18 protein-coding genes are annotated in these 17,337 nt (G+C 74.7%); 10 read left to right on the top strand and 8 right to left on the bottom strand.

Translation table 11 applies throughout. From position 1 onward, the window contains the following. Positions 1–18 precede the first annotated feature (18 nt). On the top strand, positions 19–798 hold the full coding sequence (gene pstB, locus ASG41_RS03360; RefSeq protein ID WP_056289567.1) for a phosphate ABC transporter ATP-binding protein PstB: 780 nt from the start codon (positions 19–21) through the stop codon (positions 796–798). A 114-nt stretch (positions 799–912) separates the two neighbouring features. Here the strand turns inward: pstB and ASG41_RS03365 are convergent, their stop codons facing one another. After that, positions 913–2,256, bottom strand: a complete 1,344-nt coding sequence (locus ASG41_RS03365; protein WP_082556550.1) for an LCP family protein — start codon at positions 2,254–2,256, stop codon at positions 913–915. 621 nt (positions 2,257–2,877) lie between these two features. On the opposite strand from ASG41_RS03365, the gene ASG41_RS03370 reads away from it, so the two are divergent. After that, on the top strand, positions 2,878–3,678 hold the full coding sequence (locus ASG41_RS03370) for a hypothetical protein (RefSeq protein ID WP_056289574.1): 801 nt from the start codon (positions 2,878–2,880) through the stop codon (positions 3,676–3,678). Here ASG41_RS03370 and ASG41_RS03375 read toward each other — a convergent pair. Together ASG41_RS03375 and ASG41_RS03380 are read right to left on the bottom strand one after the other, a co-directional pair. Further along, positions 3,675–4,097, bottom strand: a complete 423-nt coding sequence (locus ASG41_RS03375; protein WP_235564417.1) for a DUF2795 domain-containing protein — start codon at positions 4,095–4,097, stop codon at positions 3,675–3,677. The genes ASG41_RS03370 and ASG41_RS03375 overlap by 4 nt on opposite strands. 17 nt (positions 4,098–4,114) lie before the next feature. Then, positions 4,115–4,321 carry a DUF2945 domain-containing protein gene (locus ASG41_RS03380; protein WP_235564418.1) on the bottom strand — a complete coding sequence of 69 codons (207 nt, stop codon included), beginning with the start codon at positions 4,319–4,321 and terminating at the stop codon, positions 4,115–4,117. Between the two features lie 314 nt (positions 4,322–4,635). Here ASG41_RS03380 and ASG41_RS03385 point away from each other — a divergent pair, with 314 nt between their 5' ends. The 6 genes from ASG41_RS03385 (at position 4,636) to cysD (ending at position 10,311) form a co-directional block, all read left to right on the top strand. Beyond that, positions 4,636–5,424, top strand: a complete 789-nt coding sequence (locus ASG41_RS03385; RefSeq protein WP_056289581.1) for a siderophore-interacting protein — start codon at positions 4,636–4,638, stop codon at positions 5,422–5,424. 66 nt (positions 5,425–5,490) lie between these two features. Further along, a complete protein-coding gene (locus ASG41_RS03390) occupies positions 5,491–6,243 on the top strand; it encodes a response regulator transcription factor (protein ID WP_369799966.1) in 753 nt (250 codons plus the stop codon). 9 nt (positions 6,244–6,252) lie between these two features. Further along, entirely contained in the window at positions 6,253–7,812 is a 1,560-nt protein-coding gene (locus ASG41_RS03395) for a cell wall metabolism sensor histidine kinase WalK (protein ID WP_235564419.1), read from the top strand. Between the two features lie 34 nt (positions 7,813–7,846). Then, on the top strand, positions 7,847–8,557 hold the full coding sequence (locus ASG41_RS03400; protein WP_235564421.1) for a PaaI family thioesterase: 711 nt from the start codon (positions 7,847–7,849) through the stop codon (positions 8,555–8,557). Then, complete coding sequence (locus ASG41_RS03405; protein ID WP_056289586.1) at positions 8,557–9,318, top strand: inositol monophosphatase family protein; 762 nt, start codon at positions 8,557–8,559, stop codon at positions 9,316–9,318. The genes ASG41_RS03400 and ASG41_RS03405 overlap by 1 nt, the downstream gene beginning before the upstream one ends. 84 nt (positions 9,319–9,402) lie before the next feature. Further along, complete coding sequence (gene cysD / locus ASG41_RS03410) at positions 9,403–10,311, top strand: sulfate adenylyltransferase subunit CysD (protein WP_056290323.1); 909 nt, start codon at positions 9,403–9,405, stop codon at positions 10,309–10,311. Here the strand turns inward: cysD and ASG41_RS03415 are convergent. Further along, positions 10,302–10,535, bottom strand: coding sequence for a hypothetical protein (locus tag ASG41_RS03415; RefSeq protein WP_235564424.1), 234 nt, complete (start codon positions 10,533–10,535; stop codon positions 10,302–10,304). The genes cysD and ASG41_RS03415 overlap by 10 nt on opposite strands. 59 nt (positions 10,536–10,594) lie before the next feature. On the opposite strand from ASG41_RS03415, the gene ASG41_RS03420 reads away from it, so the two are divergent. Then, positions 10,595–11,896, top strand: coding sequence for a sulfate adenylyltransferase subunit 1 (locus tag ASG41_RS03420; protein WP_082556489.1), 1,302 nt, complete (start codon positions 10,595–10,597; stop codon positions 11,894–11,896). A gap of 135 nt (positions 11,897–12,031) precedes the next feature. On the opposite strand, the gene ASG41_RS03425 is transcribed toward ASG41_RS03420, so the two are convergent. From ASG41_RS03425 to ASG41_RS03435, 3 genes are read right to left on the bottom strand one after another with little or no spacing between them, the layout of a single operon-like run. Beyond that, the gene (locus tag ASG41_RS03425) at positions 12,032–12,898 is read right to left on the bottom strand and encodes a xanthine dehydrogenase family protein subunit M (protein WP_056289589.1); all 867 of its coding nucleotides are present in this window, start codon (positions 12,896–12,898) and stop codon (positions 12,032–12,034) included. Continuing rightward, the gene (locus tag ASG41_RS03430; RefSeq protein WP_056289592.1) at positions 12,895–13,401 is read right to left on the bottom strand and encodes a (2Fe-2S)-binding protein; all 507 of its coding nucleotides are present in this window, start codon (positions 13,399–13,401) and stop codon (positions 12,895–12,897) included. Before ASG41_RS03430 ends, ASG41_RS03425 begins: the two co-directional genes overlap by 4 nt. Beyond that, entirely contained in the window at positions 13,401–15,701 is a 2,301-nt protein-coding gene (locus tag ASG41_RS03435) for a xanthine dehydrogenase family protein molybdopterin-binding subunit (RefSeq protein WP_056289602.1), read from the bottom strand. The genes ASG41_RS03430 and ASG41_RS03435 overlap by 1 nt, the downstream gene beginning before the upstream one ends. Before the next feature lie 159 nt (positions 15,702–15,860). On the opposite strand from ASG41_RS03435, the gene ASG41_RS03440 reads away from it, so the two are divergent. After that, positions 15,861–17,105 (top strand): MFS transporter, encoded by a 1,245-nt coding sequence (locus ASG41_RS03440; protein ID WP_056289605.1) that lies wholly within the window; start codon positions 15,861–15,863, stop codon positions 17,103–17,105. A gap of 3 nt (positions 17,106–17,108) precedes the next feature. Here ASG41_RS03440 and ASG41_RS03445 read toward each other — a convergent pair whose 3' ends face one another. After that, a complete protein-coding gene (locus ASG41_RS03445; RefSeq protein ID WP_056289608.1) occupies positions 17,109–17,309 on the bottom strand; it encodes a hypothetical protein in 201 nt (66 codons plus the stop codon). Positions 17,310–17,337: the final 28 nt, after the last annotated feature.

Genomic DNA, 17,337 nt, shown 5'->3' on the forward strand with positions numbered 1-17,337 from the left:
AGGAAAGAGAGACCACTCATGGCCAAGCGCATCGACGTGTCGGACCTGGACATCTTCTACGGCGCCTTCAAGGCCGTGGAGGGCGTCAACGTCTCGATCGAGCCGCGCAGCGTCACCGCGCTGATCGGCCCCTCCGGCTGCGGGAAGTCCACCTTCCTGCGCTCGCTGAACCGCATGCACGAGGTGATCCCCGGCGCCCGCGTCGAGGGCAAGGTCGTCATCGACGGCCAGGACCTCTACGGCTCCGACGTCGACCCGGTCGACGTCCGCCGCCAGATCGGCATGGTCTTCCAGCGCCCGAACCCGTTCCCGACGATGTCGATCTACGACAACGTGGTGGCCGGCGTCCGGCTCAACGCCAAGAAGATGAAGAAGTCCGACCTCGACGACCTGGTCGAGAGCTCCCTGCAGGGCGCCAACCTGTGGAACGAGGTCAAGGACCGGCTCTCCCGTCCGGGCTCGGGCCTGTCCGGTGGCCAGCAGCAGCGGCTGTGCATCGCCCGGGCGATCGCCGTCCAGCCCGAGGTCCTGCTCATGGACGAGCCCTGCTCGGCCCTGGACCCGATCTCGACGCTGGCCATCGAGGACCTGATGACGGAGCTGAAGGACCGCTTCACCATCGTCATCGTCACGCACAACATGCAGCAGGCCGCCCGCGTCAGCGAGCAGACCGGCTTCTTCAACCTCAACGGTGTGGGCCAGCCCGGCCGGCTCATCGAGTTCAACCCCACCGAGAAGATCTTCAGCAACCCCGACCAGAAGGCGACCGAGGACTACATCTCCGGCCGCTTCGGGTGACCTGACCCCACCGCACCGCAGAGGGCCCCGCCGACCACTGGTCGGCGGGGCCCTCTCGCGTCCGGGCTGCTCGCCGCTGTCCCGGCGTCCGGGCTGCTCGCCGCGGTGCCGCCCTCAGCTGCAGGCGGCGGGAGCAGCCGCGACCGTGCCGGCCGCTGCGGCAGCGGCGGGGTCGGCAGCCGGGTCGACGGCCGGCGCGGCCGGCTCGGGCAGCCGGCTGTCCTTGATGACGGCGTCGAACACCAGCCGCGCGGCGTCGCCGTCGAGCAGGACGTGCGCGGTGTCGCTGCCGACCGGCACGTAGCCGAGCTCGGTGACGGGCACCCCGGTGCGTGCGACGGCGTCGGCGGGCAGGTCGCCCAGCGTGGTGGCCAGCGCCCGGACGTCGGCCAGGGAGGTGTCCTCGTCCAGGGTGAACGCGTCCGCGGCGCGGGTGAGGAACGTGGTGGAGGCGACCGGGTCCACCAGGTGGCCCACCGACAGCGCCGACCGCAACGTGGAGGTCAGCACCAGCTGCTCCCGCTCGGCGACCGCGACGCCGGTGAGGTCGGGACCGGCCGTGCCGGCGGTCAGCAGGCCCGTGACGTCGTCCCCGCTGAGGTCGCTGGTGCCGGCGTCCAGGGCGAGACCGGAGACGGTCGCGTCCAGCGGGGCCGCCAGGCACACCTCGACGCCGCCCAGCGCGTCGACCATGCCGGGCAGCCCGGCCAGGTCCACGCCGAGGTAGTGGTCGACCCGCAGGCCCGAGAGCTGCTGCACCGCCCGCACCAGGCAGGAGGGGCCGCCCCGGAGCAACGCGTCGGCCAGGGACCCGGTGGTGGGGTCGCGGACCTCGCCGTCGCTGCCCCGGCACTCCGGGGTGTCCACCAGTGCGGTCGGCGGCATGCTGACCAGCACCGCCCGCTCGCGGTCGGCGGACACGTGCACCAGCAGCGGGCTGACCGAGGCCGGGCCGGACGCGCCGGGCACGCCGGTGCCGACCACGAGGTAGGTCTCGGTGCCCTCCTGCAGCTGCGGGGCGAGCACCTCCGGGGCGTCCGGGGTCAGTGCCGCGACCCGCTGGACGGAGCGGTCGACGGCGAAGTAGAGGCCCACGTAGTAGCCACCGACCAGGGCGACCAGCACGGTGAGGACCACGACGACCCGACCGAGACCGCGCCGCAGCGGGCTCATCGCGGCCCGGCGCTCGGCCCTCGTGGGCGGTGGCGGCTCGGCGGCCGGGGCGTCCCGCCCGGGGATGGGGGGCAGAGGCGCCGGCGTCCTGGGTGCGCGGCCGGGCAGCGGCGGGACGGGCGTCGAGTGCCGGACGCCGTCGGCGCCGGGCAGTGGGGGGACCGACGCGGACGGGCGGGCGCCGTTCGCGCCGGGCAGCCGCGGGACGGGCGCCGAGTGCCGGACGCCGGGGGCGGCGGGCGGCACCGGTGGGGCGCTGGGGCCGTCGGTCTGCTGTGCCGGCATCTCCGTGGTGCCCGGCGCGACCGGCCGGGCCGTCTGAGGGGCAAGTGGGGCTTGCGAGGCCGGGGGTGCCAGCAGCCGGGACACGTCCGGGCGCGGCGGGGCGGGCGGCGCCACGTCGGGCCGGCGCCCGGGAGGACGGGCGGAGTCGGGGCGGGCGGGCTCGAGGCGGGACGGCTCGGGGCGCGGGGGTGCCTCGCCCCCTGCGGGCTCGGCGTCCTCGGTGCGGCGCCGTCGCCCCGAGCGGGGTGCGGGGCCTGCTTCGGCCGGGGCCCGGCCGGCGGCGTCGCCGTCCGCGCGGGAGCGGGCGAGCAGGGCCTCGACGGTCAGCGCTGCGTCGGCACCGGCCCGGGAGCGACGTCCACGCCGGGTCGCGTCCGGGGACGACGGTCCCCGACCGTCGTCCGGTCCGTCCCGCCTCGGCTGGTCCGCCACCGGTGTCGACACCCCATCGTCGTGTTCCGCGGCGCCGTCGACAGCGGCCGCTCGTCCCCCGCCCGCCGACCGGGCCCGGTCGGCAGACTCGGTCACGATACGGCCACGGAGAGCACCCGCCGGTCCCCCACGCCGGTCGACGAGTCGACACGTCGCGGTGCGCCACCGGCGTGCGTACCGTCCTCAGGCGTGAAGCTGCCGCTGCTCCCCGGCCCGAGCGACCTGGTCAACGCCGCGGAGGGCCTGCGCGACCTGGTCACCCAGTCACTGGCCCTGGTGCCCCGCGTGGTGACCGCGGTCGGGCAGGCCGAACTGCTGTTGGACCGGGTGTCGGTGCTGCTGGCCCGGGTGGAGGCGGTCGTCGACCGCGCCGAGGACGCCGTCGGTGGTGTCGCCGAGGTCAAGGACCGGGCCGACGCCGCCATCACCGGGGTGCAGGAGACCAAGGCCCGCGCCGACGCCGCCATCGCCGGGGTCCAGTCGACCAAGGACGCCGCCGACGCCGCCATCGCGGGCGTGCGGGGCACCCAACAGGCCGCCGACGAGGCGATCGCCGGCGTGGCGGCCACCCGGGCGGGGGCCGACGCCGCCATCGCCGGCGTCGACGGCACCCGGGCCGCGGCCGACCAGCTGCTGGACCGAGCCTCGGGCCTGCTGGACACGGCCTCTCCGCTGGTGCACGAGTACCAGCCGGTGCTGGAGAAGCTGGCACCGCTGCTCAAGCGCTTCGCCGACGACCTGGACCCGGCCGAGGTGGAGGCGCTGGTGACCCTGGTCGACCGGCTGCCCACCCTGGTCGTGCACCTGGACGAGGACGTGCTCCCGGTGCTGGCCTCCTTGGACCAGGTCGCCCCCGACGTGCACGCGCTGCTGGACACCGTCCAGGACCTGCGCGAGCTGGCCAAGGGCTTCCCGGGCTCCAAGCTGTTCCGCCGCCGCGGGGCGGAGGAGATCGCCGAGGAGCAGGCCGAGGAGCGCGGCCGCCGCTAGTCGGTCGACCCCGCGGGGGGCGGCGCCTCGGTCTCGTGGCCCAGCGCGCGGACCACCTCGCCGATCCGGGTGAAGGTCTCCCCCGCCGGCAGCTTCGCCAGCTCGTCGGCGACGGCGTCGGGGGCCCGGTGGTCGCGGGCCGCCTCGACCAGCTCGCCGCCGGTGGCCGGGAAGTCCGCCCGGTCCAGCCAGCGGGCCAGCTCGGCCCGCAGCTGCACCGTGTCGGCGTCCACGCCCTCGGGCGTGCCACCGGTCAGCGTGCCGCCGGCGGAGCGGTCCACGGCCGGCTCGTCCTCACCGGCCGGCTCCGGGTCCAGGAACTCGTCGGCGTGGGTGGCCCGGCCCGCCCGGACCATGCCCTCGACCTCCCCGGCCATCTCGTCGTCCCGCATCGCGCTGTGCTTGGTGTTCCGCTCCACGTCGCTGCCTCCCGCCGTCACTGCTTGTCCAGGGCGTCCGGCTTGTGCACGGCCTTCTTGCCCGACTTGTCGCTCTCCACCTCGTACTGGGGCTCGTCCGGGCTGGCCTTGACCTTGCGGCCGCCGGCCTCGGTCTCCGAGGTGATCTTCTTCGTGACCTCGCCCTCGGTCGTGGTGCCGTGGGTCTTCCAGGTGACGTCGTCACCCTTCTTCAGCTCGCTCACGTCGGACCTCCTCGATCGGTGGGACCAGCTGCCTGCCCGGCTGCGCCCAGGCGCACACATGGCCGGTCCCTCACCCGTCGGGGTGGTCCGGCCACCGGAGACGTCGCGCTGACCAGGTCTGCTCACCTAGCGTCGTCACCAGGACGACGACAGCCGGGACTCCTGGCTCGGTGGTCGACGTGAGCTCACGCTCCGTCACCGGTCGACGTCCGCCGACGCCGGCCCGGTCGACCCCATCCCCCGGGGACGGCCGGGCCGGCCCCGTCTCCCGCCCGGACCGGCGCCCACCACGGCCGGGCCTAGGCTGGGCGGCCGTGAGCACCCCCGCCGGCCCCGACGACGGCCCCCGCCCGGTCGACGTGCTGACCGTCGTCTCGACGACGCAGGTGACCCCGGCCGTGCGCCGGGTGACCCTCACCGGCAGCCCGGAGGCCGTGGCGGCCGCCGGCCCGACGCTGGCCCTGCTGGTGCCCCGGGTCGACGACCCCGCCCCGCGCTGGCCCGAGGTCGCCCGGGACGGCCGCATCGTGTGGCCGCAGGGCAGCCACGGGGTGAGCCTGCGCAGCTACACCGCCCGCCGGCAGGACCCCGCCACCGGTGAGGTGGACGTCGACTTCGTGCTGCACGGCGACGGACCCGCCGCGACGTGGGCCGCGGCCGCCGTCCCCGGTGCCGTGCTCGCCGTCGCCAGTGCCGCCCCGCTGGGCGACGCCCCCGCCGGGTGGCTGCTGCTGGCCGGGGACGAGACGGCCCTGCCGGCGATCTCCCGGGTGCTGGCCGCGGCCGCCCCGGACGCCCGCGGGATCGCGCTGCTGGAGGTCGCCGGCGCGGCGGAGGAGCAGCACCTGGCGCACCCGCCCGGCGTCGAGCTGCGCTGGCTGCACCGCGGGGACGCCGCCCCCGGCGAGGCCCCGCTGCTGGCCGACGCGATCGCCGCCCTGGACCGTCCCGAGGGCGAGGACCTCTTCGCCTGGGTGGCCGCCGAGTCCGCGACCGTCCGGGCCGCGCGCGCCGACCTGCGCCGCCGCTGGGGCCTGGGCCGCGGCCAGCACCACGCCATCGGCTACTGGCGCCGCGGCCGCGCCATGTCCCCCGCCGGCTGAGCAGCTCGCAGCGTCCTCACAGGTAGCGTCCAGGACGGCCTCAGTCGCTGGGAAGACGCTGTGGTCATGACGACGACGGAGCTCACGGGGGGCCGGATGACCAGCAGCACGGGTCAGCGAGCACCCGAGGCGCGGCTGCTCGTGGTCGACGACGAGCCCAACATCCGCGAGCTGCTCTCGGCCAGCCTGCGCTACGCGGGCTTCGAGGTGGCCACCGCCGCCGACGGCCAGCAGGCCCTCGCGGTCGCCGCCCAGTTCCGCCCCGACCTCGTGGTGCTGGACGTGATGATGCCGGGCCTGGACGGCTTCGGCGTCGTCCGGCGGCTGCGGCAGAACGGCACGCACACCCCGGTGCTCTTCCTCACCGCCCGGGACGCCGCCGAGGACAAGGTCTCCGGTCTGACACTGGGTGGGGACGACTACGTCACCAAGCCCTTCAGCCTCGACGAGGTGCTGGCCCGGATCCGCGCGGTGCTGCGCCGCAGCCAGGGCGCCCGGCGCGTCGAGGAGTCCCCGCGGCTGGTGTTCGCCGACATCGAGCTGGACGAGGAGTCCCACGAGGTCGTCAAGGCCGGTGAGCTGATCAGCCTGTCGCCCACGGAGTTCAAGCTGCTGCGCTACCTGATGAGCAACCCGGGCCGGGTGCTGTCCAAGGCGCAGATCCTCGACCACGTCTGGAACTACGACTTCAACGGCGAGGCCAACGTCGTGGAGTCCTACATCTCCTACCTGCGCCGCAAGATCGACACCACCGAGCCCCGCCTGCTGCACACCCTGCGCGGCGTGGGCTACTCGCTGCGCCTGCCGCGCGGGAGCTGAGCCGCCCCCGTGGCCCCAGGCACGACCGACCGCACCGGGACGGGCGAGGAGCAGGACTCCTCGCCCGTCCCGGCGTCTGCTGTGGCCGACCCCGCCCCCGCGCCGGCCCTGCACCCCCAGCGGGTGCCGCTGCGGATCACCCTGGTCACCCTGCTGGTGCTGCTGGTGACCGTCGCACTGGGCGCCACCGGGTACGTGGCGACGTCCCAGCTGCGGGACTACCTGATCGGGCAGCAGCAGGGCGAGCTGCAGACCCAGATCCAGTCCCTCGTGACCGAGCCGGCCCGGACCCTGCAGCTGTGCTCCACCCCCTACCGCTTCGCCGGGCCCACCCTGATCGCCTGTGCCGACCGGACCGGCGGGCGGGTCGTGCAGGGCGGGGACGAGGACCCGGACTCGCTGCCCGACGTCTCGGCGATCACCCCGAGCACCATCGACTCCTACGACGACGCGCCCTTCACCCTGGGCTCCGCCGACGGGAAGACGTCGTGGCTGCTGGTGTCGGAGCAGCTGACCGACGACACGGTGGTGGTCGCGGGCATCGACCTGTCCGGTGACCAGCGCGCGCTGGGCCGGCTGATCCTGGTCCAGCTGATCGTCGGTGCCCTGGTCCTGGTGGTGCTCGGCGTCGCCGGGTACCTGCTGGTGCGCAACTCGCTGCGTCCCCTCGTGGACGTCGAGCACACCGCCGCTGCGATCGCCGCCGGCGACCTCTCCCGCCGGGTGCCCGCGGGCGACGACCGCACCGAGGTCGGCCGGCTGTCTCAGGCGCTCAACGGCATGCTCACCCGGATCGAGGGCGCGTTCCAGGCCCAGTCCCGCTCGGAGGAGCAGGCCCGGGCCTCGGAGACCCGGATGCGCCGCTTCGTCGCCGACGCCAGCCACGAGCTGCGCACGCCGCTGACCTCGATCCGCGGCTTCGCCGAGCTGTACCGGCACGGCGCTGCCGGCGGTGTGGGCGGGGACGACCCGGAGACCGCGCGCATGATGGCCCGGATCGAGGCCGAGGCGACCCGGATGGGCATGCTGGTCGAGGACCTGCTGCAGCTGGCCCGCCTGGACCAGCAGCGCCCGGTGGCCGCCCTGCCGGTGGACCTCGAGGAGGTCGCCGGGGACGCCGTGCACGACGCCCGGGCGGTCCAGCCCGACCGGACCGTCGAGCTGGTGCTCGACGACTCGCTCACCGACGTCCCCGTCGTCCTCGGTGACGAGGGCCGGTTGCGGCAGGTGGTCGGCAACCTGGTCACCAACGCCCTCACCCACACCCCGGTCGACGCCCGGGTCACCGTCCGGCTGTCCGAGGAACCGGGCGACCCCGACGCGGTCACCGTGTCGGTCACCGACGAGGGCCCCGGCCTGTCCGCAGCCGACGCCGAGCGGGTCTTCGAGCGGTTCTACCGCGCCGACGCCTCCCGCACCCGGGCCGCCGGCGGCACCGGGCTCGGCCTGTCGATCGTGTCCTCGCTGGTCGCCGCGCACGGCGGCACGGTCACCCTCACCACGGCACCCGGGCAGGGGGCGACCTTCGCCGTCCGGCTGCCGCGGACCGGGCCGGAGGGCGCCGTCTGACCCCGGCCGACCGGCCGGGGGATACGGTCCGACGGTGATCCCCGAGAGCAGCTACGACCCCGAGCTGATGGCCGCCGTCACCGAGCTGGGCAGCGCCCTGCGGGAGCTGGTGGGCGTCTCGGTGGCCACCACGGTCGGCCCCGACGAGCTGCGCGCGGCTGCGGCCCGGGCCCGGGAGATCACCGCCGAGCTCGGGGCCGCGACCCGGGAGCGCACCCGGCTGCCGGTGCTGGACGACCCGATCGCGTTCCGTCGGGTGTTCTCCCCGGTCACCGGGGTCGGCAGCGCGATCGCCCCGCCGTTGCGGGTGCGCCGCACCGAGGACGGCGGGGTACAGGCCGAGGCCACCCTGGGTCTGCAGTACGAGGGGCCGCCCGGGTTCCTGCACGGCGGGATGAGCGGGCTGCTCATGGACCAGATGCTGGGTGCCGCCGCGATCGCCGGGAACCGCTGGGGCATGACCGCGCACCTGGCCCTGGACTACCGCGGCCCGGTGCCGCTGGACACCCCGCTGGTCCTGCGCGCCCGGGTCACCGAGGAGCAGGGCCGCAAGACCCTCATCGGCGGCAGCATCGCCACCGCGGCCCACCCCGACCGGGCGCTGGTCGAGGTGTCCGGGGTCTTCGTGACCCCGCGCGAGGAGAAGATGGGCGACTACTTCGGCGCGATCACCGACGCCGCGGGGAGGCACGCGCCGCCCGGCCGGGCCACCGACGCGACCGCCCTGCACGGGGACGGGGCCTGATGCCCGCCGCCACCGAGCTCACCGACGTCCAGGTCGCGGCGCTGGCCGCCCGGGCCGCCGCCGACGTGCTGCTGCCGCTGCGCGAGGCCGGGGAGCTGCACGAGGCGACCCTCGGGGACGCCGGGGACGCCGCCGCGCAGCGGGCCATCGCCGCCGTCCTCGCCCAGCACCGCCCGGGGGACGCCGTGTTCAGCGAGGAGGCCGTGGACGACCCGGCCCGGCTGTCGGCCGACCGGGTCTGGATCGTCGACCCGCTGGACGGCACCCGGGAGTACCGCTCCGGGGACCGCCGGGACTGGGCGGTGCACGTGGCCCTGTGGGAGCGGGACGCCGGCGACCTGACGGCGGCCGCCGTGGGGCTGCCGGCCTACGGCGAGGTGCTGACCACCTCGCCGGCGCCCGTCGTCCCACCGGTGCCGGAGGGGCCGCTGCGGGTCACCGTCTCGCGCAGCCGGCCCCCGGCGGAGGCCCGGGCCGCGGCGGAGGCGCTGGGCGCGGTGCTGGTGCCGCTGGGCTCGGCGGGCTACAAGACGCTGGCCGTGGTGCGCGGGGAGGCCGACGCCTACGTCCACGCCGGCGGGATGTACCAGTGGGACTCGGCTGCGCCGGTCGCCGTGGCGCGCGCCGCGGGGCTGTTCACCTCCCGCCTGGACGGGTCGCCGCTGGTCTACAACACGGCGGAGGCCTGGCTGCCCGACCTCGTCGTCTGCCGCCCGGAGCTGGCCGGACGGGTGCTGGCGGCGGTCCGACCAGGGGCATGAGCGAGACTGGTCGACGCAATCCCCACCTGAGTGGTGGGGATGGACCGTCCGTCCGCCGTCCTCGAGCCCCCGGAGCACCCGCGCGTGAGCACCGTTGACCACCGGCTGACCCAGCTGCAGACCCTCGAGGCAGAGTCGATCCACGTGATCCGCGAGGTCGCCGCCGAGCTCGAACGCCCGGTGCTGCTCTTCAGCGGCGGCAAGGACTCCATCGTCATGCTGGAGCTGGCCCGCAAGGCCTTCGCCCCGGCCCGCATCCCGTTCCCGGTCATGCACGTGGACACCGGGCTGAACTTCCCCGAGGTGCTCGCCTTCCGGGACCGCCGGGTCGCCGAGCTGGGCGTGGAGCTCGTGGTGGCCTCGGTGCCCGACGCGATCGCCGCCGGCACGGTCAAGCAGGAGCCCAACGGCTCCCGCAACCGGATCCAGACCCCGGTGCTGCTGGACGCGGTCGAGCAGCACGGGTTCACCGCGCTGTTCGGCGGAGCCCGCCGCGACGAGGACAAGGCCCGGGCCAAGGAGCGGGTGTTCAGCTTCCGCGACGAGTTCGGCCAGTGGGACCCCAAGAACCAGCGCCCCGAGCTCTGGGACCTCTACAACGGCCGGATCCACCTCGGTGAGTCGATCCGGGTGTTCCCGCTGTCGAACTGGACCGAGCTGGACATCTGGTCCTACATCGCGCACTGCGACATCGCGATCCCCGAGCTGTACCTGGCCGCCGAGCGGGACGTCGTCGACCGCGGCGGCATGCTCTACGCGGTCAACGAGTTCATCACCCCGCGCGAGGGCGAGCAGGTCACCCGGGAGTCGGTGCGCTACCGCACCGTCGGGGACGCGAACCTCACCGCGGCGGTCCGCTCCACCGCCGTCACCGTCGAGGAGGTCATCGCCGAGATCGCGGTGACCCGGCTGACCGAGCGCGGCGCCACCCGCGGCGACGACAAGGTCAGCGACGCCGCGATGGAGGACCGGAAGAAGGAGGGCTACTTCTGATGGCCCGCCCGACCCCGACGTCGCCGGCGCCTGAGCAGCCAGCGCACCAGCCCGACCAGCAGCGCGACGCCCAGCAGCCAGCCCACCACCTCGGGCACACCGGGGCCCAGCGGGGCGTGGAAGGCCGCGTCCAGACCGCGGCTGACCAGCACGGTCAGCCCGTAGCCCACCAGGTACCCGACCACCACGACCAGCAGGCCGGGGACCAGCGGGGCGAAGAACACCAGGTGAGCGTCCGCCGGTCTCCCCTCCCCCGCCAGCCCGAGCACCAGGAGGTGGCCGCGTGAGCGCCCCCGAGATCCACGACGAGCTCGCCACCGCCGCGGCCGAGATCGCCACCGCCCGCAAGGACATCCTGCGGATCGCCACTGCCGGCTCCGTCGACGACGGCAAGTCCACCCTGATCGGCCGGCTGCTCTACGACTCCAAGGCCGTCTTCGAGGACCAGTACGAGGCGATCTCCCGGGCCAGCCGCGGCGACCACGTCGACCTGTCGCTGCTCACCGACGGCCTGCGCGCCGAGCGGGAGCAGGGCATCACCATCGACGTCGCCTACCGGTACTTCACCACCCCACGGCGCACGTTCGTTCTGGCCGACACCCCCGGACACGTGCAGTACACCCGCAACATGGTCACCGGCGCCTCCACCGCGGACCTGGCCATCGTGCTGGTCGACGCCCGCAAGGGCGTGCTGGAGCAGTCCCGCCGGCACGCCTACCTGGCCTCGCTGCTGCGGGTCCCGCACCTGGTGGTCGCGGTCAACAAGATGGACCTCGTCGACTGGTCGCAGGACGTCTTCACCCCCATCCGGGAGGAGTTCACCGCCTTCGCGGCCCTGCTCGACGTCCCGGACCTGACCGTCGTCCCGATCTCGGCGCTGGCCGGGGACAACGTGGTGACGCCGTCGGAGCGGATGCCCTGGTACGACGGCCCGTCGCTGCTGCACCACCTGGAGCACGTCGAGGTGGCCAGCGACGTGAACTTCGACGACGTCCGGTTCCCGGTGCAGTACGTGATCCGGCCGCAGTCCGACGCGCACCGGGACTACCGGGGCTACGCCGGCACGGTGGCCAGCGGCGTGCTGCGTCCCGGCGACGAGGTGCAGGTGCTGCCCTCGGGCCGGACGACGACGATCGCCGCGATCGACGGGCCCGCCGGACCGGTGGACGAGGCCTTCCCGCCGATGGCGGTGACCGTGCGGCTGGCCGACGACGTCGACGTCTCCCGCGGGGACCTGCTGTGCCGCCCCGACGGCGCACCGACGGTGACCCAGGACCTGGAGGCGGTGGTCTGCTGGATGACCGACGAGCCGCTGCGCGCCCGGCAGAAGCTGGCGGTCAAGCACACCACCCGCTCGGTGCGGGCCGTGGTGAAGGCCCTGCACCACCGCCTGGACGTCAACACCCTGGAGCCCGACGCCGAGGCCACCGAACTGGGTCTCAACGACATCGGCCGGGTCACCCTGCGCACCACGCAGCCGCTGTTCGTCGACGACTACCGGCACAACCGGGCGACCGGCCGGTTCATCCTGGTCGACGAGGCCACCAACGCCACCGTCGCCGCCGGGATGATCACCGCCGTCTGACGCTGACGACCCGTCGCCCCCTCTCCCCGCTGGGTGGCTCAGCCACCGGACAGGGGGACGAGCCGCCGTCGACGGTGGCTCATCCCCCTGCTGGACGGTCCAGCCACCCAGCGGGAAGGGGGTGGCTGGGTGGGGTCAGGCTGCGGCGGTGGACTCCGCGGTGCTGGGCGCGGCCTCGCCGGCCGCGACGGTGAGCGCCCGGCGCACCAGCAGGCGGGCCAGGTGCGAGCGGTACTCGGCGTCGGCGTGCATGTCCGACGACGGCGAGGTGCCCTCGGCGGCCAGCGCGGCGGCCTCGGCGATGGACTTCCCCTCGGCGAGGGCGGCCTCGACGGCGGGGGCCCGCAGGACCACGCCGCCCATGTTCGCCATCGCCACGCCGACCCCGCCACCGGGCAGGTGGGCCACGGCCGCGGACACGATCGGCCAGTCGTTCTCCCGGCGGGTGAACTTCTCGTAGGCCCAGCCGGCGTCGCCGGTGCGCGGGACCCGGAGCTCGACGATCATCTCGCCCTCCTCCATGGCCGTCTCGAAGAAACCGAGGAAGAACTCGGTGATCGGCAGGGTGCGCCGTCCCTCCGGTCCGGCCAGCACGACGTCGGCGCCCAGCGCGAGCAGCGCGGTGGGCAGGTCCGAGGCGGGGTCGCAGTGCGCGACGGTGCCGCCCAGGGTGCCGCGGTGGCGGACCTGGGGGTCCCCGACCCGGGAAGCGACGTGCGGCAGCAGCGGCACCTCGGCCTTCGCCACGTCGGAGTTCTCCAGGTCGTGGTGCCGGGTGCCGGCCCCGATGGCGACCTGGTCGCCGTCGACCCGCACGTAGTTCAGGTCGGTGATCCCGGAGATGTCGATGAGCACCGAGGGGATCGCCAGCCGCAGCTTCATGATCGGCAGCAGCGAGTGCCCGCCGGCCAGGATCTTGGCGTCCTCACCGTGCTCGGCCAGGGCCGCGACGGCCTCGTCGACCGAGGTCACCCGCACGTAGTCGAACGGGCTGGGGATCACGCGGACACCTCCTGGGAGCGCTGCGGGACCTGACCGGCGACCGGTCCGGCCTCGGCGGCCTTGAGGACCGCGCGGACGATGTTGTGGTAGCCGGTGCAGCGGCAGAGGTTGCCCTCCAGGCCCTCGCGGACCTCCCGGTCGGTGGGGCTGGGGTTCGCCGCGAGGACGCCCACCGAGGCCATGACCATCCCCGAGGTGCAGAACCCGCACTGCAGGCCGTGCTCGGACTGGAAGGCGGCCTGCACCGGGTGCAGCTCGCCGTCCTCACCAGCCAGGCCCTCCAGCGTGGTCACCTCGCCGCCCTCGACCTGCAGGGCCAGCACGGTGCAGCTCTTCACGCTGAGCCCGTCGACGATGACGGTGCAGGCACCGCAGGACGTCGAGTCGCAGCCGATGTTGGTGGCGGTGAGCCCCAGGTTGTCGCGCAGGTGGTGCGCCAGCAGCATCCGCGGCTCGACCTCGTCGGTCCGCTGCTGCCCGTTGACGGTCATCGAGACCTGCATCAGTTCGTGCTCCCGTTCTGGGTCTGGGCGCCCGCCTGGGCGGCCTGCACGGCCTTCCAGACGCGCATGGAGGTGGCGGGCATGTCGACGTGCCGGACGCCGAGGTGGGCGACGGAGTCGATGACGGCGGACTGCACGGCCGGCGTGGAGCCGATCGTCCCGGCCTCGCCGATCCCCTTGGCACCCAGCGGGTTCATCGGGGTCGGGGTGGCCATGTCCACCAGCTCGAAGCTGGGCAGCTCGGTGGCGGAGATGAACGGGTAGTCCGCGAGCGTGGAGGTCTGCGGGTTGCCGTCCTCGTCGTAGAGGACCTCCTCCAGCAGCGCCTGGGCCACGCCCTGGGCGATCCCGCCGTGGCGCTGGCCCTCGGCCAGCAGCGGGTTGATGATCGTGCCGGCGTCGTCGACGGTGACGATCCGGACGACGGTGGCCTTGCCCGACTCCACGTCGGTCTCCACGACGGCGACGTGCGCGCCGAAGGGGAAGGTGGCCGCGGCGGCGGTGAAGGTGGTCTGCACCAGCAGGGCCTCCTCGGCGGCGAGCTCGGCGAAGCTCACCGAGACGCCGGGGGTGCCCTTGACGGTCAGCGAGGCGGTGCCCAGGTCCACGACGAGGTCGTCGGGGTTGGCCTCCAGCCGCTCGGCCGCGCGCTTCTTGGCCAGCTCGACCAGCTCGACCGCGGCCTGGTGCACCGCGGCGCCACCCTGCTGCAGGGAGCGCGAGCCCATCGTGCCGCCGCCCTTGGGGATCCGGTCGGTGTCGCCGTGCAGCACGGTGATCTTCTCGACCGGGATGCCCAGCTGGTCGCTGGCCAGCATCGCCCAGGTGGTGGCGTGGCCCTGGCCGTGCGGGGAGGTGCCGGTGAGCACGGTGGCTGTGCCGTCGGGGTGCACCTCGAGCTCGGCCTCCTCGCCGGTGCCGGCGCCGTTGTCCGCACCGGTGATCTCCACGTAGGTGCTGACGCCGATGCCCAGCTGCCGGACGTCGCCGCGCTCGCGACGGGCGGCCTGCTCGGCGCGCAGCTCGGCGTAGCCCGAGGCCTCCAGGGCCCGGTCCAGCGCCGCGACGTAGTCGCCGCTGTCGTAGGTGGCGCCGGTGGGGGTGGCGTGCGGCTCGTCGAACGCCGGCACCAGGTTGATCCGGCGGACCTCGGCCGGGTCCATGCCGATCTCGGCGGCGAACAGGTCGATCGCCCGCTCGACGGCCGCGGTGGCCTCGGGACGGCCGGCGCCGCGGTAGGCGCCGATCGAGGTGGTGTTGGTGGCCAGCACGCGGGCCTGGGCGTGCACCTTGGGGAAGGCGTAGGTGCCCGGCGTCATCAGCATGGTCAGCGTGGGGAGCACGACGCCGATGCGCGGGTAGGCGCCGCCGTCCTGGTCGGTGACCAGGCTGTAGGCGTGCACCGTGCCGTCGCGGCTGCCGCCGATCTTCACGACCTGGTCCTGGCCGCGGCCGTGCAGCATCGAGGTCAGGTTCTCCGAGCGGCTCTCGGTCCAGCGGACCGGGCGGCCGGACAGCTTGGCCAGGTGGGCGATCAGCGCGTACTCGGGGTCGGCGCCGATCTTCGCGCCGAAGCCGCCACCGACGTCGGGGGTGACCAGGTGGACCAGGCCGGCGTCGATGCCCAGCCAGTCGGCGATCTGGCCCTTGGCCTGCTGCGCGCCCTGGTTGGTGCACCAGACGGTGACCCGGCCGTCCTCGCCCCACACGGCCGAGGTGGCCCGGGTCTCCAGCGGCACGGGGGCCACGCGCTGGTTGACCACGGCCTGCTCGACGACGACCTCGCAGCCGTCGAAGAAGTCGGCCGGCGCGGGCTCCCCGAAGGCGGCCAGCACGTTGGTGCCGGCGGCGGGGAACAGCAGCGTCTCGTCCTTGGCGGCGTTCGCGGTGCCGACGACGGCGGGCAGCACGTCGAGGTCGACGACGACCATCTCCGCGGCGTCCTCGCCCTGGTAGCGCTCCTCGGTCAGCACGACGGCGACGGCGTCACCGACGAAGCGGACCGTGTCGGTGCACAGCCACTGGCGCTCGAACTCCGCGGCGATGAACGGGAACGGCGGGGCCAGCGGGGGGAGGTCGGTCAGGTCCGCGGCGGTGTAGACGGCGACGACGCCGGGCGCGGTCTTCGCGGCCTCCGTGTCGACCGACAGGACCTTCGCGTGCGCGACCTGGGAGCGCACGAACGTGGCGTGCAGGGCGCCGGTCAGGCGCTCGTCGGTGAGGTCGTCGGTGTAGACCGCCCCACGGGTCAGGAACTGGGGGTCCTCCGTGCGGACCACCCGGGTGCCGAGGATGCTCATGCGCTCGCTTCCGTCGTTCGTCGATCGTCGTGCGACAGGGTGCTGGCCGTCACTGTCGCACGGTGGTGTGAGCCGGACCACCCCCGGTCGCGCCTGGGCTGCACTCAGTGCCACCCACCGCCTCCGGGGGATGTCGGGGGCACGTGGTCTGCTGGCCCGGTGGACGCCGCACCGCCCCTCCCGCACACCGCGACACCGCCCTCCCGCACGACCGCCGGGACCGTGCTCCTGGTGCTCGCCGTCGTCCTGGTGGCGCTGAACCAGCGGCCGGCCGTCGTCGGCGTCGCGCCGGTGTTAGGCGACATCCGCACCGACACCGGGCTGTCCAGCGCGCTGGGCGGGCTGCTGACCTCGCTGCCGGTGCTGTGCTTCGGCGCCTTCGCGCCGCTGGCACCCGGGCTGGCCCGCCGGCTGGGCCTGGAGACGGCGGTCGCGGCGTCGCTGGTGCTGCTGGCCGGGGGCACGGCGCTGCGCCTGCTGGACCCGGTGGCCGCGCTCTACGGCGGCACGGTGGTGGCCGGGGCCGCGATCGCCACGGCGAACGTGCTGGTGCCGGCCTACGTCAAGCGCGAGTTCGCCCAGCCCGGCCTGGTGATGGGCCTGTACTCGGCGGCGCTGAACGCCGGGGCGGCGCTGGCCGCCGGGCTGACCGTGCCGATCGCGATGGCACTGGGCGTCGGGTGGCGGGTGGCGCTGGCGTCCTGGCTGCTGCTGGCGGTGCTGGCGCTGGCGGTGTGGCTGCCGGTGGCCGGCACCGGGCGCTCCCGCCGCGGGGCGGCGGCCAGCCCGGGGCCCTCGTGGGGCCTGCTGCGGCACGGCCTGGCGGTGCGGGTGACGGTCTTCCTGGGCATGCAGAGCACGCAGTTCTACGCCGTCGCGGCCTGGCTGCCCACGCTGCTGGTGGACGCCGGGCTGCCGGTGGCCGACGGCGGCCTGCTGCTGGCCGTGTGCACGGTGACCGGGGCGGTCGGGGCCTTCTTCGGGCCCACCGTGGCCGGCCGGCTGCAGGAGCGCGGCCGCGGCCAGCGCCTGCTGGTCGTGGCGGTCGTCATCGGCTACGCGACCGGCGTCGGCGGGCTGCTGCTGTGGCCCGCGACCGGGTCGGTGGTGTGGGTGTCGCTGTTCGGGCTGGCACAGGGCGGCGGGTTCGCCCTCGCGCTCACCCTCATTGTGCTGCGCAGCGCCACCCCGCTGACCGCGGCCCGGCTCGGCGGTGTCGCGCAGTGCCTGGGCTACCTGGTCGCGGCGACCGGACCGGTGGTCCTGGGTGCGCTGCACGACCTCACCGGTGGCTGGGAGTGGCCGCTGGTCCTGCTGCTGGTCCTGCTGGTGCCCATGGCGTGGGCGGGCTGGGGTGCTGCCCGCGACGTCGTCCTCCCGGAGGGGACGACGCCGCGGGGCTGAGCGCTACTCCGTCGGCGCGGGCGTCTCCGAGGCGTCGCCGTCCCAGTCCTTGCCCGCGTTCTGGGCGTTCTCCGACGCGCTGTCGGTCTGCTCGGCGACGGTCTCGACCATCTCGCGGTCGCTGACCCCCTCGCCGGCGGCGTGGGTGCCGGAGCTGTGGCTCTCGACGGTGGTGGACTCGGTGTGACTGGTGGGCTCGCTCACGGTGGTGCTCCTTCGTCTCAGAGGTCAC

Source organism: Modestobacter sp. Leaf380 (genome assembly GCF_001424485.1).
Classification (GTDB): Bacteria; Actinomycetota; Actinomycetes; order Mycobacteriales; family Geodermatophilaceae; genus Klenkia.

Bases quoted from the DNA above. Each gene is read 5' to 3' on its own strand.
- pstB (WP_056289567.1), top strand. From the start codon at position 19: ATGGCCAAGCGCATCGACGTGTCGGACCTGGACATCTTCTACGGCGCC.
- ASG41_RS03365 (WP_082556550.1), bottom strand. From the start codon at position 2,256: ATGCCGGCACAGCAGACCGACGGCCCCAGCGCCCCACCGGTGCCGCCC.
- ASG41_RS03390 (WP_369799966.1), top strand. From the start codon at position 5,491: ATGACGACGACGGAGCTCACGGGGGGCCGGATGACCAGCAGCACGGGT.
- ASG41_RS03405 (WP_056289586.1), top strand. From the start codon at position 8,557: ATGCCCGCCGCCACCGAGCTCACCGACGTCCAGGTCGCGGCGCTGGCC.
- ASG41_RS03430 (WP_056289592.1), bottom strand. From the start codon at position 13,401: ATGCAGGTCTCGATGACCGTCAACGGGCAGCAGCGGACCGACGAGGTC.
- ASG41_RS03435 (WP_056289602.1), bottom strand. From the start codon at position 15,701: ATGAGCATCCTCGGCACCCGGGTGGTCCGCACGGAGGACCCCCAGTTC.